This window comes from Bacillus sp. TH50, from assembly GCF_016650565.1.
GTDB lineage: Bacteria > Bacillota > Bacilli > Bacillales > Bacillaceae_G > Bacillus_A > Bacillus_A mycoides.
This window is the reverse complement of the sequence record NZ_JAEKFM010000007.1, coordinates 2173635-2190453: the sequence shown is the minus strand read 5'-3', so window position 1 is coordinate 2190453 and position 16819 is coordinate 2173635. Positions and strand designations below refer to the sequence as shown.

Annotated in this window: 2 protein-coding genes and 14 pseudogenes; 4 read left to right on the top strand and 12 right to left on the bottom strand. The window is 31.8% G+C overall.

The genetic code is table 11. From position 1 onward, the window contains the following. Positions 1-56 precede the first annotated feature (56 nt). The 3 genes and pseudogenes from JFU23_RS28085 to JFU23_RS28075 all read left to right on the top strand — a co-directional run bounded on the left by JFU23_RS28085 (position 57) and on the right by JFU23_RS28075 (position 1760). Positions 57-289 (top strand): annotated as a pseudogene (locus JFU23_RS28085) (CGEA protein). Positions 290-505: 216 nt separating this feature from the next. Next, on the top strand, positions 506-751 hold the full coding sequence (locus JFU23_RS28080) for a CGEA protein (protein ID WP_085311207.1): 246 nt from the start codon (positions 506-508) through the stop codon (positions 749-751). A 31-nt stretch (positions 752-782) separates the two neighbouring features. Beyond that, positions 783-1760, top strand: a pseudogene (locus JFU23_RS28075) (CgeB family protein). A gap of 125 nt (positions 1761-1885) precedes the next feature. Here JFU23_RS28075 and pseI read toward each other — a convergent pair. The 9 genes and pseudogenes from pseI to JFU23_RS28030 form a co-directional block, all read right to left on the bottom strand. Next, a pseudogene (gene pseI / locus JFU23_RS28070) lies at positions 1886-2936 on the bottom strand (pseudaminic acid synthase). Beyond that, positions 2929-3490: pseudogene (pseH, locus tag JFU23_RS28065) on the bottom strand (UDP-4-amino-4,6-dideoxy-N-acetyl-beta-L-altrosamine N-acetyltransferase). Before pseH ends, pseI begins: the two co-directional pseudogenes overlap by 8 nt. A gap of 1 nt (position 3491) precedes the next feature. Next, positions 3492-4593: pseudogene (gene pseG / locus JFU23_RS28060) on the bottom strand (UDP-2,4-diacetamido-2,4,6-trideoxy-beta-L-altropyranose hydrolase). A 39-nt stretch (positions 4594-4632) separates the two neighbouring features. Further along, positions 4633-5628, bottom strand: a pseudogene (locus JFU23_RS28055) (glycosyltransferase family protein). After that, positions 5629-6823 (bottom strand): annotated as a pseudogene (gene pseC, locus JFU23_RS28050) (UDP-4-amino-4,6-dideoxy-N-acetyl-beta-L-altrosamine transaminase). It lies immediately after the preceding pseudogene. Positions 6824-6835: 12 nt separating this feature from the next. Then, positions 6836-7799 (bottom strand): annotated as a pseudogene (locus JFU23_RS28045) (dTDP-glucose 4,6-dehydratase). Continuing rightward, the gene (locus JFU23_RS28040) at positions 7796-8821 is read right to left on the bottom strand and encodes an SDR family NAD(P)-dependent oxidoreductase (RefSeq protein ID WP_201033296.1); all 1026 of its coding nucleotides are present in this window, start codon (positions 8819-8821) and stop codon (positions 7796-7798) included. The pseudogene JFU23_RS28045 and the gene JFU23_RS28040 overlap by 4 nt, the downstream one beginning before the upstream one ends. A 228-nt stretch (positions 8822-9049) precedes the next feature. Next, a pseudogene (locus JFU23_RS30710) lies at positions 9050-10452 on the bottom strand (CDP-glycerol glycerophosphotransferase family protein). A gap of 6 nt (positions 10453-10458) precedes the next feature. Then, positions 10459-11223: pseudogene (locus JFU23_RS28030) on the bottom strand (glycosyltransferase family 2 protein); the annotation flags it as partial. Positions 11224-11494: 271 nt separating this feature from the next. Here JFU23_RS28030 and JFU23_RS28025 point away from each other — a divergent pair. Further along, positions 11495-12784 (top strand): annotated as a pseudogene (locus tag JFU23_RS28025) (glycosyltransferase family 2 protein). A 219-nt stretch (positions 12785-13003) separates the two neighbouring features. Here the strand turns inward: JFU23_RS28025 and JFU23_RS30705 are convergent. The 3 pseudogenes from JFU23_RS30705 to JFU23_RS28015 form a co-directional block, all read right to left on the bottom strand. Then, positions 13004-13256 (bottom strand): annotated as a pseudogene (locus tag JFU23_RS30705) (hypothetical protein). 436 nt (positions 13257-13692) lie between these two features. Beyond that, a pseudogene (locus tag JFU23_RS28020) lies at positions 13693-14096 on the bottom strand (fascin domain-containing protein); the annotation flags it as partial. 6 nt (positions 14097-14102) lie between these two features. Then, positions 14103-16711: pseudogene (locus JFU23_RS28015) on the bottom strand (putative mucin/carbohydrate-binding domain-containing protein). Between the last annotated feature and the right edge of the window lie 108 nt (positions 16712-16819).

Here is a 16819-nt window from a genome sequence, read left to right as displayed (position 1 = left end):
ATAAAATGTTTGGACTGTATTATTTTAATCAAAACTTAAAGTTAGGAGGATTTAATATGGCAGATTGTACAGGTTTAGCCTGTTTTTTATTCTCTTCGTGGCCAACGGGAACAGTTGTTACAGTTACTACTAGATCAGGTCAAATTATTGGACCTGCTATTTTTTCACTGTTCTTTCCGAATATATGTGCAGTAGTATTGGTAGAAGAAGATGTGATAACCCCTCTTCTACCAATACTATATTCATAAGTTGTGAAGATATAGAAAGTGTTACTTTAATCACTCCTTAAGATGATTCATATTGTTCTAGCTTAATCCATATTTAAGACATTCTAATGAATGTCTTTTTTCATGAAAAATCTAATCAGCGTACCCTAAAATGTACCATTCTATTGTTTCAATAAATTGCCTTAATTTCATTTTTTTCTCTTCTAAAGGTTACTTGTCTACACATCGTTCTACAAACTTTCATATGATATAGTATATTGTTTAAAGGAGGGATAAATTTGTTCTTATGCAATTTATTTGGTTGTTCAGGTGGAGTATGTAGTATTTTTAAAAATTTACAACCAGGCGAAGTCGTTACTGTTACTGGTAAATCTGGAAATATTATTGGACCTGCTATTTTTACAAATTTCAATCCTACTACTTGTATCGTCACATTAGAAGAGGAAAATTCAGTTACTCCTCCTACTACAAGTATTACTAAGATCAGTTGTAAAGAAATAGAAAGTGTTACGTTTATCTCATAATATATTTTAAACCTAAAGCAGGGATTGAAATATGAAACTCTTATACATTACTTCTGGTTACTCAAAAATCTATCAATATCTAGATCAAAGCATACAGAGAGCATTTATCGATCAAAATTTTGAATGGTTAGCAGTACAGCCGTGTGAATTACTCGAACAATTGGATTTCATTACGGCAACATTTCATCCTGATATTGTTTTCACCTTATTAGGGAATCATCTACCACAAAAAGCAATTCATTATTTTAAAAAAGGAACATTAAATTAGCTGTCTGGTTAACTGAGGATCCATTTTATATAGATACTTCGCTTCTTCTATTAAATAACTTTGATTTTATATTTACTATTGATAGCGAAGCACTTAAATATTACACAGCTTTAGGATATATCAATGTATATCACTTACCATTAGCAACTAATATAGATGTATTTAAACCTAGTCTAAAAAATCCAAAATATAAAAGTGAAGTTTTGTTCATTGGATATCCTTATCCAATCCGTGTGAAATTGATACAGTTTCTTTTGGAAAAAACCCCTTATCACTATACCATTATTGGTAAGCACTGGAGAAATAAGTTATTAAAAAAATGGAAAAATCACCGAAGAATTAAGATTATAGAAGAATGGATTCCACCTCAAGAAGTTGCTCTCTATTATAATAACGCTAGTCTTATATTAAATCCGCATCGTAGTCATCTATTTCCACAGAATAAAAATAAAAATAGAGTGAAAAATAATACTATTAATAATCGTACCTTTGATATTGCAGCTTGCCAAGGATTTCAAATTATTGAAGAAAAATCTGACCTTTCATCTTTCTTCAATAAAGATGAAATTATATCCTATAACAGCTTTGAAGACTGTTTAAATAAAGTATCTTTTCATTTGAATGATACGATTTCGAAAAGAATTAATAGTCGAAAAAATTCATACAAAAGTTATTACACAGCATACTTTTCATGAGAGAATCCATTTTATTACGACTATTTTACAATCACAACTTCATTAGGTTATTAAATTAAAAATATCTTTTCTTCTATAATCATTCTGAATAACTTAAAATGCCTTTTCATTAAATTGAAAAGGCATTTTAAGTTATTCAACGAATTCCTAGTAGTATCTAATTGTACCCTATCAAATAAGATCCCACGAAACAGGCGTTCCTTTTTCAATGTCCTTATTCGCTTTCTTTCCGATAATTTTGGATAAGTGTTTTGGCAATAAACCATTCCCTGGTCTAATAGCTTTAATATTCTCTATTTGTAAAGACTTCTCCCGCTTTTATGTTTTCTACTACATATAATGATCTTCTAAATTTTAACGAATCTTTTTCTATATCAGTAGGGCCATAATATACATTCCCCAAAGATTCCCATGCTTTTTCAGTTTCGCTTACTAATAATTTAAATTCAGCAGGTTCCATTGAAAAATCAGCGTCAACTCCTCCATCCGATCTCGAAAGCGTTAAATGTTTCTCAATTACTGTGGCTCCCAAGGCGACACTCGCTACAGATACTCCTACCCCAAGTGTATGATCAGACAAACCTACTTCACATTTAAATAACTCCTTCATATGAGGTATCGTAGCTATGTTTGTAGATTTTGGAGATGCAGGATACGTACTTGTACATTTTAATAGAATTAATTCTTTACATCCCTCTTCTCTCGCAGCACTTACTGCTTCATCTAGTTCAGCAATCGAAGCCATACCTGTCGAAATGATTATTGGTTTTCCTGTTGCTGCTACTTTACGTATAAGGGGAATATCAGTATTTTCAAAAGATGCGATTTTATAACAAGAAACATTTAATGACTCTAGAAAGTCTACAGCTGTTTCATCAAACGGCGTACTAAATGGTACCATCCCTAACTCTATACAGCGATCAAAAATGGGTTTATGCCACTCCCATGGTGTATAAGCTTCTTTATATAAATGATAAAGTGATTTACCTTTCCATAAGCTTTTCGTATCGTGAATTAAAAAATCACCATTTTCTATATTTAAAGTCATTGTATCTGGTGTATATGTTTGAATTTTAAATCCTTGTGCCCCAGCCTCCGCAGCTGCCTCTACAATTTGCAACGCCCTATCTAATGATTGATTATGATTCCCTGACATTTCTGCAATAATAAATGGTGGCGAGCTATTGCCAATCTCTCTACCTCTGATATATACATTACTCATATTTTTCACCTTCAAGTTCTTTTTTTATTGCTTCTTTCCTTTCCGCCCATTGTTCATGAGACAGGGCCATTGTAATAACATCAATATAATTCATTATCCCTGTAAATATAGTTTTCATATCTTCCATCTTCTTGGAACCCAAATTTCTGATGGAAATTTAAACTAATACGGTTTGATTCTATTATTTCTGCACAAACTTTGTGTATGTCATTTGTTTCAAAAATATAGTCTAATGCTAATAAACCTAATACCGTTCCAGCACGTTTTACGCTTTGTTTTTCACCTATATAAAATCCCCAATAACAAGTCCGATCCATTTTATCTATTTTTGTAAAATTAACAAATCCAATTGGTTTTTCTTCATATGTTAATAATCTTGCAACTTTTGTATCATCCACTACTAGTTTTTCATACCACTTTAAATGTTCGTCTATTGTTATTTGATGATCTTCATACATAACCGAGCGAATTTCTTTTGTATTCCGCCACTGTAAAATAAGTTCTAAATCTTTCTTTTCTAACTTTTTCAATTGAAAATCCCCAATATTTAACATACTATCCTCCTAAAATAATTTTTGTTATTTCATTTGAGTTACTGGCACACTGTATAGAAAGAGCTTTATTAGACATTTCTTTCACTATTTTAGAATCTGATAAAAGTTTGTTTAGGCATTTCGTAATTGTTTTATCCGAAACACTTTTAGCTGTGCCAATATTCCATGTAGCTCCAACCTTCGCTACAGCCTGGGTTACTTCAATTTGATTTTGGGCAGTTGTAATTGTTATAGAAGGTAATCCAAGAAAGCAGCGTTCCCATGTGGTTGTGCCCCCAGCTCCTATCCCAAAATCAGCTTGTACGAGAAGCTCTTCCATATTCTCTATTTGACAATAAAATGAGGCGTTACAAACACTCTTACAATAAGTTTGAATCTCCTCTTTATGCGGATTTTGGCTCCCTACCACCACATCTATTTTTAAAGTATCACTATTAATATTTTCTATAGCTCTTAACGTTTTTAATGTCTCATTCGTTACATCGTGCCCACCAAAAAATATAAAAATATGTTCAACCGCACCCGTTCTTTTTCGTAAAAATTTCTTAGCAGAATGGAACTCTGGCCGTAATATGGCATATTTAGGTCCTAATTTTATTAAAGAGTGCTCTGGTATTAATTCTTTATAGCGTTCATTAAGGCTTTCGTATAGATTTTGATCTAGTAACAACTCACAATCATGTACTCGATCTGCAAGATCATCAATTACCATAATCTTTTTTACAGTTTTTCTTAAAACAGTTTCCCATTTTTTATCTAATCCATAATGATCAACAATTACCCAATCAAATCGTGGGAGTTGTGACAAGATATCATTTGTCTGTTTTGCATCAACAAACCAATGATATTTTAGCCAGTATAAATAACTCCCGTGTACTGTACTTAAGAAATTCAGTATTTTCATCATTTGTATCTAATAAAAATACGTGGAATCCCTTACTTAAAATATATTGCTGAAGATCACCTTGTAGCTTACGACAAATGAAATAAATTTGCGCACCTTTATTCTGTAACTCCTGAGCCAGTGTTAAACAACGCATAATATGGCCGGTCCCTATTTCAATAGATGCATCAGCGCGAAAGACAATTTTTTTCTCATCCAAGTTACTCCCTCCTCGTTAAAAGTAATACAATTTATTGATTTATAATTTTGTTTCTCTATTTAGCTCATCTACTAATGATTGTTGATTTGCCCATTTCAATTTCACATGACTATTGATTTGAATAAGTTCAGAATTTCGAAGGATGTAATCTTTTATTTGATGAAAAAATAAAGGTTTAGATTTTACATTCAAAATTTTATAAAGTTTATTGAACATATCTAGATCTGGTTGTTCGTCTAATGTTAACCTCCAAGTAGGATAACAAAATGCTGGGGGAGTTTCACTATATTGATACGGAATAAATGTGGATTATTAATAAAATAAAACGGAAGGTATTCTGCATAGGTTAAAGGTTTTTGGGTTTGTAGTAGTCGTTCGATTGCCTCTAATGTAAAAATATCGCCTGCTGTTCCGACAGGTAACGTACTTAACTCTGCCTGTGTATAATCTGCACCGCTTTTTAAATGTTCATCTAGTAAAAAAGCATTAATTTCTGGTGACACAGCTGGGCAATCCCCTGTAATCCGTATGACAATATTTGCATTTTCTTGTTTTGCAGCTTGGAATATGCGATCTGCGGTATTTTCTGGATCGCCCCTAAAAATCTTAACTTCCCCATCTAAATCAAATTTTTCCAAAGGATCATCTTGCGTAACATCTGAAGTAGCAAGTATGACCTGGTGTTTTCCTGGAATAGCTAATGTATTTACTAGACATCGTTCAATGGAAGGAACTCCGTGTATTGGCAATATCGCCTTTAAAGGTAACCTAGTAGATTTTAACCGGCAAAGTACAATTATTACTACCTTTGGAGGTTCAATCACCTCTTTTGTTAATGGGGTACCTGCTAGACAAATTATATACAGCTACCTGAGGTAATAATTCCTCTGCTTCAAGCTCGTTCAGTGCATTTTCAACAATATCTAATTCCATATCAACTTTATTAGCTGTAATGATTTCTCCTTTTTTTATATCAACTTTTGTTACTGCTCTTAACAACTTTTTGTTTCGCAATTCTAATAACACCCCTTTCATTTAATGTTTAGCAACTCTATAAAACGAAAGAACTTTTCTTACTGCTTTTATTACATCCCATACATCATCCTCTGCCATTTTAGGAAATAGAGGAAGAGTAATAATTTCCTCGTATAAATTTTCTGCTTCTGGACAAAGGCCCTTTCCATAACCTAAATTTTGATAAAACGGTTGTAAATGAACCGGTATATAGTGCACATTCACACCAATATTTTCTTTTTGTAATGCCTCATAAATTTCTTTTCGATTACCCTTTAATAATTTAGTATTTAACCGAATGATATAAAGGTGCCAACTTGAATCGGTTTGAGGCAATTGCTTTGGTATGATGATTTCAGGTAAACAACTAAATTCTTTATTATAGATGTCTACATATTTCTTTCGAATCTTAATAAAAGACTCTAATTTACTTAACTGTGATAAGCCAAGAGCAGCCTGTATATCAGTCATCCTGTAATTGTAACCCAAAAATTGCATTTCATAATACCAAGGCCCATGATTATCAAGAAGTTTTTGAGGATTCCTTTCAATTCCATGTGTACGAAATTGAACAAGCTTTTCATAAAGCAAAGTATTATTTGTAGTAATTACTCCACCCTCTCCTGTTGTAATATGTTTCACCGGATGAAAGCTAAACATTGTCATATCACCAATTGAACCAATCTTTTTATTTTTATATGTGGCTCCTAATGCGTGAGCTGCATCTTCAATGATAATCAAATTATTTTCTTTTGCTATTTTTTCTATTGCATCTAACTCTACAGGCTGCCCAGTAAAGTGTACGGGAATGATGGCTTTTGTTTTGTTTGTAATCTTTTCCTCTATAGATTTAGGACTAATGTTATATGTTTCATTGTCAATATCGGCGAAGACCGGCTTTCCACCCTGGTATAAAATACAATTTGCACTTGCTACAAATGTCATTGGAGTTGTAATTACTTCATCTCCCTCAGTTATGCCAGCTGCATAGCAGGCAGCATGCAATGAAGCTGTACCATTTGAAAAAGAAACAGCGTATTTTGCTCCCGACATATTTCGCTATAGCCTCCTCAAACTGTTGAACCATTGGTCCTGTTGTTAAAAAATCTCCTTTTAATACGTCTACAACAGCTTGAATGTCACATTCATCAATTTGTTGCTGACCATATGGTAAATATGTTTCTCTAACAGGTTTTCCTCCATGTATACCGAGAATTTGCCTTGACCATTATTCTTTCTCCTTAGGATAAATTTTTAAAGATTTAATCCACTCTTCTGTTTTATTAACTCCATCTTCTAAAGAAACTTTCGGTTCCCAGTTTAATATTGTTTTTGCTTTTTCATAGTTACATAATAATTTTTGAATTTCACTTTGTGGATGGATATGAGTTACATGTTGAATATTTACTTTATTTCCCGAAATCAATTCTGCTAATTTATTAATGGATATATCTTGTCCTGTTCCAGCGTTGATAATATGCCCATTTGCTTTTGCAGAGTATCCTGCTGCCACAACAAAATCTGCACAATCTTCAACGTATAAAAGGTCTCTCGTTTGTTTTCCGTCCCCATAAATATTTAGTGGTACTTTATCTAATTTATTATTTATAAAAATGGCAACAACCCCACCTTCACCACCAGTTTTCTGGAATGGGCCATACGTATTAAATGGACGAATAACCACAACAGGGAGCTTATAAGCATAATAGTAAGATAACACCATGTTTTCAGCAGCTATTTTTGATCCAGCATATGGAGAAGCTGGTTTAATCGGATCTAATTCTGATATCCCTTGTATATTAGTAGCTTTATCATATACCATACAAGTACTCATAAAGACCATTTTGACATTATACTTAAGACATTGTTCTAACAAATTAAAAGTACCTATTGTATCATTTTCAAAAGTTGTTCTAGCATCATCTATACTATCTTGAACATTGATACTTGCTGCTAAATGATAACAAAGGTCAAATGAATAATTTTCAAATAATTGAGTCAACTAATTTTTTGTCTTTAATATCTCCTTGAATGCATTGCTTTAAATTTAAATCGTGTGCAAACTCGGTAATATTTGCAGTAGTTGAATTTGCTAAATTGTCTAATATCCATACTTCATGCTTATCTTGCAATAATCGCTTTACAACCCACCTACCAATAAATCCTGCACCACCAGTTACTAATATTTTCATAATTTCTCCCCTCCTGCTAGTAGTTGCTGGTTTATAATCAAATTTCTAAGCTCTTCTTTTGAAATCGCATCTTGATAATCAGAACGATAAAATCCTGGCTTCGCTCTATTGGCATTTTCATATTGAGCACCCTTTTTTAGTGGACTTGGTATGATAAACATATCCGGTAATTCAAAAGCCTGTAAAGATTCATCATATGTCATAAGTTCTTCATACATTTTTTCACCAGGTTTTAATCCAATCTCTTCAACCTTAATATTCTCCTTGGGCAACCCATACAACTTTGTGACTTCTTCTATCATCACTTCACTTAAATCATTTAATGAAATGACTGGCATTTTTAATATAAAAGTTTCACCACCCGTTGCTATTTTCATTGCTTCAATGGTTAACATCGTTGCTTGTTTCAGTGTCATCATAAATCTGCTCATACTAAGATCAGTTACAGTTATTTTGTGATTTTCTTTAATTTGATTTTCAAATAAGGGAATAACAGAACCTCTCGATCCCATAACATTTCCGAAACGTACACTTGCAAATATTGTTTCACTAGATCCTTTTGAATATTCTGCTGATGTTATCAATCTTTCAGCTGTTAGTTTTGTTGCACCGTAATTATTTGTTGGTGAAATTGCTTTATCAGAGCTTGTGAAAATCACCTTTTTTACTTTCTGGGCAATTGCTGCTTTTATTACATTTTGTGTTCCCAAAATGTTGGTCAATACCGCTTCAAACGGATTATATTCACAAAATGAAACATGCTTCATCGCCGCAACATGGAACACATAATCAATATTTTCCATTGCGCTAAATAATCGATCATAATTGCGAATATCCCCGATTAAATAACGTATATTTTGATTATTATCCCTAAATTCTTCTTGTAATAAAAATTGATTATATTCACTTCTACTAAAAATCCTTACAACTTTTGGCTTTTCCTGTAGAACATTAGAAAGAATGCTTTTTCCAATTGTTCCTGTTCCACCAATAATTAAAACGTTTTTATCTTTAAAAAACATAGAAATGTATACCTCCTCTTATTAAAATAACTTTTAGCCAAGAATATTCTCTCCTCAATTCGTGTGTAGTTCTATAGGCAAACAATTAAGTGAGAGATAAACTAGCTTTTGCATATTGAAACATACGTTTTTATTGCAAATTTATGTTACATATTGATCATTAAAATCTGAGGATATGGTGTTGTTTTAGGAATCCCTTACTTCAAAAATAAATAAGGGATGATGAGCTCAATCTTTTTCACTTTGAATTAAATTTATCAATTTTTTAGTGCATGCTTCTTGCGGATAGTTTTCATTAATAAATTTTCTTCTTAATTCTTTCGCTAGATTTGATTGTGAAGAATCATTTAGGACCTTTTTAACTGTGCTAAGCATATCTTCAATAGAGTGATTTACAAGCCAATCTAATTTATCATAATATTTATAATCTCTATCTTCTAATAGCGATTTATAAACAACTACAGGTATATCTAATAACATTGCCTCTAACCCTACCGTTGAATTCGAGATAACCACAAGATTCGCATGTAAAATAACATCATACATGTTCACTTCATTTGTTATATATTTAACATTAGGATATAAGTTACTTAACCTAATATATTCTCCCACTAGGTTACGCCCTTTTTCCCAAGGATGAGGCTTTATAATAACCGTAATATTTTTGTCCTTCACTAACTTTTCTGTCAGTTCAATATAAAATGAAGTTTTAAATGGCTGGGTTGCAATAAAAATTACTTTTGTAGTGGGATCTATTTTTAATGTTTTAAAAAGCTCTTTCTTATCCATATATGTCCTATTGAAGATGTCATCAAATCTGGGGTGCCCCACAATCTCTATTTGAGATTCACTACTCCCTTTTTGAAGGTACCAATCTTCTTCATATTTCCCATATACGACCTGTTTCGTAGCGAAAACTGGAAAATATGCTTCTTCTCCCATTATTGCACCATGCTGAAGACAATAACTTGGTATCCCCTCACTTCTAGAAAGAAAAGTAAGAGCTCTACTTGTTACATCTTCCGTAGTACCAACAATCACACTAGAAATATCTTGTTCTTTAAAAATGAAATAGGCCATATTAAGTTTCTCAATCATGATAGGAAGGTCACTTAGTAATTTTTTTGAAAAAACATGTTTGAAAATAGTGGGTGCTTATTAAACTTTAAAAAGATTTCTTTAGCTTTTTCTATGAAAACATGTGCGGTATTAGAGGCTTTATTTATATAATCTGGTGCACAAATTGTAGGAAGACCATAAAGTTCTGTCTTTTTTGATCTTGTTAATATCTTTGTTTGATTTGGATTAAAGTGGATAAAGTTACTTACTGAAAAACGGAGATAATCTGAATTTAGAAGGATTGCTCCATTTCGATTTATTCTTTTTATTTTTGCTTGAAATGAAGACATTCTTTTTTCAAACTCTAACTGTAACTGTGTTTCCTCTATGGGCTCAATTGACAGTTGCTTATAAAAATTATTTTCTTTCATTTTATTTTTAACATCTGCATCTAAATATTGATAAAAATTACTTAGTAATGGTAAAGGAATGTTATAATGCTTTAACTCGGAAAAAATATTTATATACTCTAGATTTAATAACCAGTAATTTTTCAAATAAATTTCACTCAATTTTTCACCCTCTTTTTTTCTTAAGTCTTCTCTTAATTCTTTACATGTTCTTTGTGGCGGTAATAATTGTACAAATTCATTTTTTTCTTCAGCAAATAACTGCGCATGTATTGAATGAGGAGTTATATAATTGATATCTAAAATTTCATCTAAAGGATAAAAATCCCAATAGTGATTTAATCTCCAAAAAAAGCGTGCATCTCCTATCCGATAAAACTGAGGATCTTCATCCCAGTAAGAATTCCACCTTTTTTCAAGAATTGGTAAAACAGAGGCTCTATGCATAATAGAACAATGATCAATTGTACATGGGGCATTATTAGTAACTTTTTTAGCAGGCCTTTCCACAATTTTGATTGGCAAATCTGATTCATCTATATGAATCGTTTTTGATGCAGAATAAATAATTTGAACATCTTTATTCTTATCAAGATAACTAGACATCTTTTCGAGTCGTTCTTTTTCATATTGATTATCATCTGTAATATAAGTTATATATTCCCCTTTCGCATACTTAAGTGCCTCATTAATTAAAGCAGCATATCTGACTTTTTTTGTCCGTTCAGAAATATGGGCCACATTACTTTTATAAAAATGTACATTTTCCTTATTTATAAATGGTTGAATTACCTTCTGGGTCATTTCATTAGAATCATCGTCCATTATAAAAAGTTCAAAATCTTGAAAAGTTTGGTTTAATACACTTAATATCGATTTTGCAACAAACGTAGGCTTATTGTAACTTGTCATTATAACTGAAATTTTAGGCAAATCTCCCTCTCCTCCTTATCAACAAATACAAAAACAGTTACGTTATTATATAAACAAGAAGGACGAATCCGTTCCGATAATTTTTAAAAAGATTTATATATCTATTAAAATTATATAGCAGCATATATTTTTCCACTCCACTATAATCCATACCATATCTATTACAAAGTAATAAACTATTCAAGTATAAATAAGAAAGTATCAATACAGGTTTAATTATTAGATTTCACTAGAAAAACCACATTCAATATTCTCAAAAGAGGTGAAGACTTTGCAACCCCTAATATCAATTATCCTTACTAGCTATAATAAACCATCATTAATCAATCAAGTTATTGAAAGTGTCCTAGATGCAAACTTATAAAGAATGGGAACTTTTCATTATGGATGATAACTCCTGTCCGGAAACTATAAATATTATAAAAAATTATTTAGATGATCCTCGAATTAATTATAAAAATAGTATTATACAAGATAATGAGAGATATAAAACTACAAGATATGCAACACTTATCAATGAGGCACTTCCATTAACCCATGGGGATTATATTTGTTATTTAACGGATGATACTATGTATCTTCCAAATAGATTAGCTGAAATGTTATCTTTCTTAGAAAAACATCCTGAAATAGATGTAGTGTACTCTTCTCAATACGTAAAATATGTTGATTATAACCTACAACCTATACATGAATTTGTGAGAGAAGCTTCAAAAATTTTATATACAGCTGCAAATGTTGTAGATCACTGTTCAGTTATGCATACTAGAAGAATATTATTAAAGGTTTATGAAAAATATTGCGAATATTGGGATACAAATCCTATATATTGGTTTGTTGGAGATGCAATGTTTTGGAAACGCCTAAATACATTCCAACCTTTTTATCCTATTAGCAAAGTGCTCGATATTACTTTTAAAACACCATTTTCTTTCCAAAACCTATATGCTAACCTCCCTTCAAAGGATTTAAATGGTATTTTGTTTAGTAATTCACAAGGTGAAGTATTTTTAATTGATAATTTTAAACGTAGGCTCATTTCAAAAGACATGCTTTCCTACTTCAAATATAATCAAAATGAAATTGTCTTAATCCCTGATCCATTCATCTACAAATATACAGAAGGTCCCCCCATAACCCTTGCAGAATCAATTCCAAATTTACGGGTTGTACAAAACGAAAAAAAGAGTTGTTTTATATAGAAAATAATCAAAAACGTCTTTTCATTAACACGATAGCATTTCGCAAATTTAAATTTACAGCTCAAGAAATTATTAAAGTTTCACAAAATAGTTTAGATCAATTTTCAGATGGACCACCTATTCATCCGAATTTATCCAATCAAACGATCCTCCCTGAAGGAAAAGTATTTATTTATCATCACAATTATTTCATTATGACAAATCACATGCTTCATCCAATAGATAAAGACATATTACAAAAACTTTATTTATTAAAGAACTGTATAGCAATTTCAAAGACCAATTTAGCCCACTTTAAGATTGGCCCTCCTATTTCATCATATCCCTCTCACTTAGCTGAAGAATACCGAGAAGAGTGACAGGGATTTTACAAATAAATATAAAAAGAAGGTTGCCCAAAATATAGCTGAATAGCTACTTGGGTTAACCTCTTTTTATTACATCTATGAATGTTCTAATCACTCTTAGCTTTTGTTAGCCGCTTTTCAACTCAAATTTCTAAAACTAATATACTTTTTCCCATTCTTTATTGTATATTTTAATAAGCATTTCGCCTACTAACACCTTATTTTTTGCGGCTATTTATTTGTTTCAATATGATAATTTTTCATCTCGTATATGCAATAGACAATGATAGCTAAACTCCAACTGACACCATAGTAATCATGTGTGTAGAAGTCATATCCTGCCTTAATACCTTTTTCTATTACAACCAACGTAAATCCTAAAGCCATCCATTTGTTAATTTTCATCTTGATAAACGTTATAGATATAATTATTAAAAAATAAGATATTTGTAAGACAATTTATCATTTACTCATATTTTTGAATATATACTGCATTAAACGTTCATTTACACTATACCAATAGTGTAAACTATATTAATTGAATATTAGTAATAGTAAGTATAAACATTATCAATTTACTATATATTACATTTATGTAAAAATAGCTGTATGTTAAGCTTTTTCAAAATCTTTCCCCTAATAAAGATTTGAAGTAGCATTTCATGATTCTCCTTACTGTTAATATGCCTTGAAAAAGAACCCTATAGGGTTCTTTTTCTTCTCATTACATCCTCAGCAAGTCCTTATTCCACATACAAAAAGGACTACCAATTACTTGCAGCCCTGTTTGCACGTTAATATACACTTATATTAAGTACTTACCACTTTATTTTTATGGGAATTCATACCAACTAAACATACCATTATCACTTAGATATATAACACTTCAAAATTTAAAGGTATACAATAACAAATCTTTCTCAGCTTCCAGCTACATATAACTATTAGCTGTTAATTCTCTACCACCATTAGCTGATATGAATCTACCATTACTCAGTGCTTGTAATACATATATCCTATTGTCTCCACCATTATATAAAATAAACTTTTCCCATGCCCCAATTGATGTACGATCTGCTACTACTCTACCATTTGGTTCAAACGAAACGTATTTCCCATTACTTTTTTCTTTTAAAGCGTACGTATATAATTCCCCAGTCGGAATTAATTCGAATTTCTCCCATTCATTAACTGCATTACGATTAGCTATCACATTTCCCGATGGCTCAGCAGAAACATATTGTAAATTTGCTGCCTGTATAGCAACTGTCCAACTTCCATTAAATAAATTCACACCTTGTAGTGCACCCGCATTTGAATGTTCTTCATGTTAATCTATTTTGTTTAATCCCGTAGAAGTAACGCGATAGGTTCTTTTTTTACCTATATATTCTTGTTTATTATTCTCAAGGTTAATAAGTGTAGCGCGTGTCTTTTCCTTTACCGCTTCCCCTTCTATATGGGTAAACTCAATGTAATCTCCCACTTTTACGGGCACGGTTTGGCTTCCAGCAATTTGTTGTCTATTTCCCACTATTTCCTTATTGTACACAACACTACCGGATGAATTCTGTACTTTAATACTTGCATACGTATTATTAAAGTAAGAATGTGGTACACCAGCTTCTAAATTCACCTGCATTTTCTCAGTTGCCCTATTATAATCTACTTTTGCGATTTCTCTATCACTATATCCTTTTAAAGACCAACCGAATTGATTTCCGTCTAAAACCGTTGTTTCTGGCATTTTTTCAACTTTCTTCAGACCTTCTTTTGTAACTTCGTACATTGCTTTTTTTCCAAAGCTTTCTTGTTTACTATTATCTACATTTGTGAAAGTAGCTCTATGCACACCTTCTAAATGTGTTAACTCAATATAATCCCCTACTTTAACTGGAACTTTTTGCGATTCAGCATTTTGTTGTTTGTTTCCATAGATGTCTTTATTGTATACTACTTTTCCTGATGCATTTTGTACTTTAATACTCGCATATGTTTCATTAAAATAATGATGCGGTACACCTGCTTTTAAGTCCACTTGCATTTCTTCTGCCGACTTATTGAAATTGATTTTAGCAAACTCGAAATCACTAATTCCTTTTAGTGACCAGCCAAATTGATTTCCGTCTAAAATTGTTGCTTCTGGCATTTTTTCTACTTTCTTCAGACCTTCTTTTGTAACTTCGTACATTGCTTTTTTTCCAAAGCTTTCTTGTTTACTGTTATCTACATTTGTGAAAGTAGCTCTATGCACACCTTCTAGATGTGTTAACTCAATATAATCCCCTACTTTAACTGGAACTTTTTTCGATTCAGCATTTTGTTGCTTGTTTCCATAAATGTCTTTATTGTATACTACTTTTCCTGATGCATTTTGTACTTTAATACTCGCATACGTTTCATTAAAATAATGATGTGGTATGCCTGCTTTTAAGTCAATTTTCATTTCTTCTGTCGACTTATTGAAATTGATTTTAGCAAATTCGAAATCACTAATTCCTTTTAGTGACCATGCAAATTGGCTTCCTTCTAAAATATTATTTTCATTAGGCACATCTGGTTTAATTGGATTAGAATCCGTACCCTTCCAAATCTCTGCTGTTAAAATTGGATATCCTAATGTAGCCACTTTTTGAATGGTATCGTTATTCGGACGCAATCCCCACTTCTCAAAGAAAGGTATCAAATTTTGTTTGGCTACTTTTGATGCCGAAATCATAAATAATTGTTTTTTATTTTCATCAGTTTGTGGAAGTTCACTTGAAGACATGTCTCTATACAATTGATGCAATTTAGGATAGAAGTCCTCTCCATATGCTAACTGTAGTTGCCAAAGCATAACAAGCTTAACAAAAACATCACTAACTTCGTCATAATTTTTATTAGGTTGTTCTAAGTATTGAAATGCCTTAGTATAAGCGCCCTCCTGTTGCAATCTAAAAGATTGATTAGATGTAAATGCTTTTTCTACAGAAAGGCTGTAAATATTATTTTGTACTTCTGTCATATTATAAAACTTCCAAGGTGATTGCTGTCTCAAATGCCCTGCCTCATGCCAAGGACCCCAGCCATCTTTTATAAATTTATTAATATCTAACACGTATTGGATTGCATCTCCTACATATGCGGTTCGATAAGAAGTTGCATACATATAATAATCGGGAGAATGATTTTCTTCTACGTAATGAATATAATGTTTATCTACTTGTTCCTCGGATAAACCAGCTACTTTGTCTTGAATTCGAGTAGCTTCATCCATCTTTTTTAAGAGTTGTACAGGATCTGTATTAGAACCTAACAAATATTTCTTAACACGTGCAGGGCTGGCCGTAATTAATACACGTTCTCCTTTTAACTCCACTGCATGTGCATTGGGATATTGGTCCAACATGTTTATTAAATCTTGTTTCGTATGCTTTCCTAGTTCAAAAAAAGGAGTAGTCGTTCCACCTGTTGTGACTGTTGTTCGAATGGTACCACCTTGTTGTTTATTATAAAAATAAATCATCCCCCCATTTGGAGATTGAATTGTGTTTATACCAGGTTTTAATGTAAATGATTTTATTTTAGAATCTTCTCTCCAAGAAGCATCATACGAATACGTTCCAATGTATGCTTGAATATTTTGATTTCCTTCTACATTAATCGTTATTTGTTCATTTGGCTTTGCATATAAACCAGTGGGTTCATATGGACTAAATGCCATACTTTTTCTTTCCTGTTGTTTTAGTACCTCAACATCCCCTTTTCCTGGGACTGTATATGTTCTATTTTCTAATTTAACTGACTTTTCTTCTTGCAGTGATGTTGATAATTTTTTTGCTGCTGCATTTCCTCTGCAAAGACATCCGGTGAAGAAATCATTCCAGTCGCAAGCATAGTTACTGTAGCAGTAGCTGCAAGTATTTTTCTAGTTTTATATTTTGAGTTATTCCCCATATTATCTCCCTCATTTTCCCTTAGTACATGTAAGGATTATTATTTTATTTATTACGTTTTTACACCAAAAATTTTTTACGCTATTTATGTTGTATCTAATACTCTATT

Bases quoted from the DNA above. Each gene is read 5' to 3' on its own strand.
- JFU23_RS28040 (WP_201033296.1), bottom strand. From the start codon at position 8,821: ATGTTTTTTAAAGATAAAAACGTTTTAATTATTGGTGGAACAGGAACA.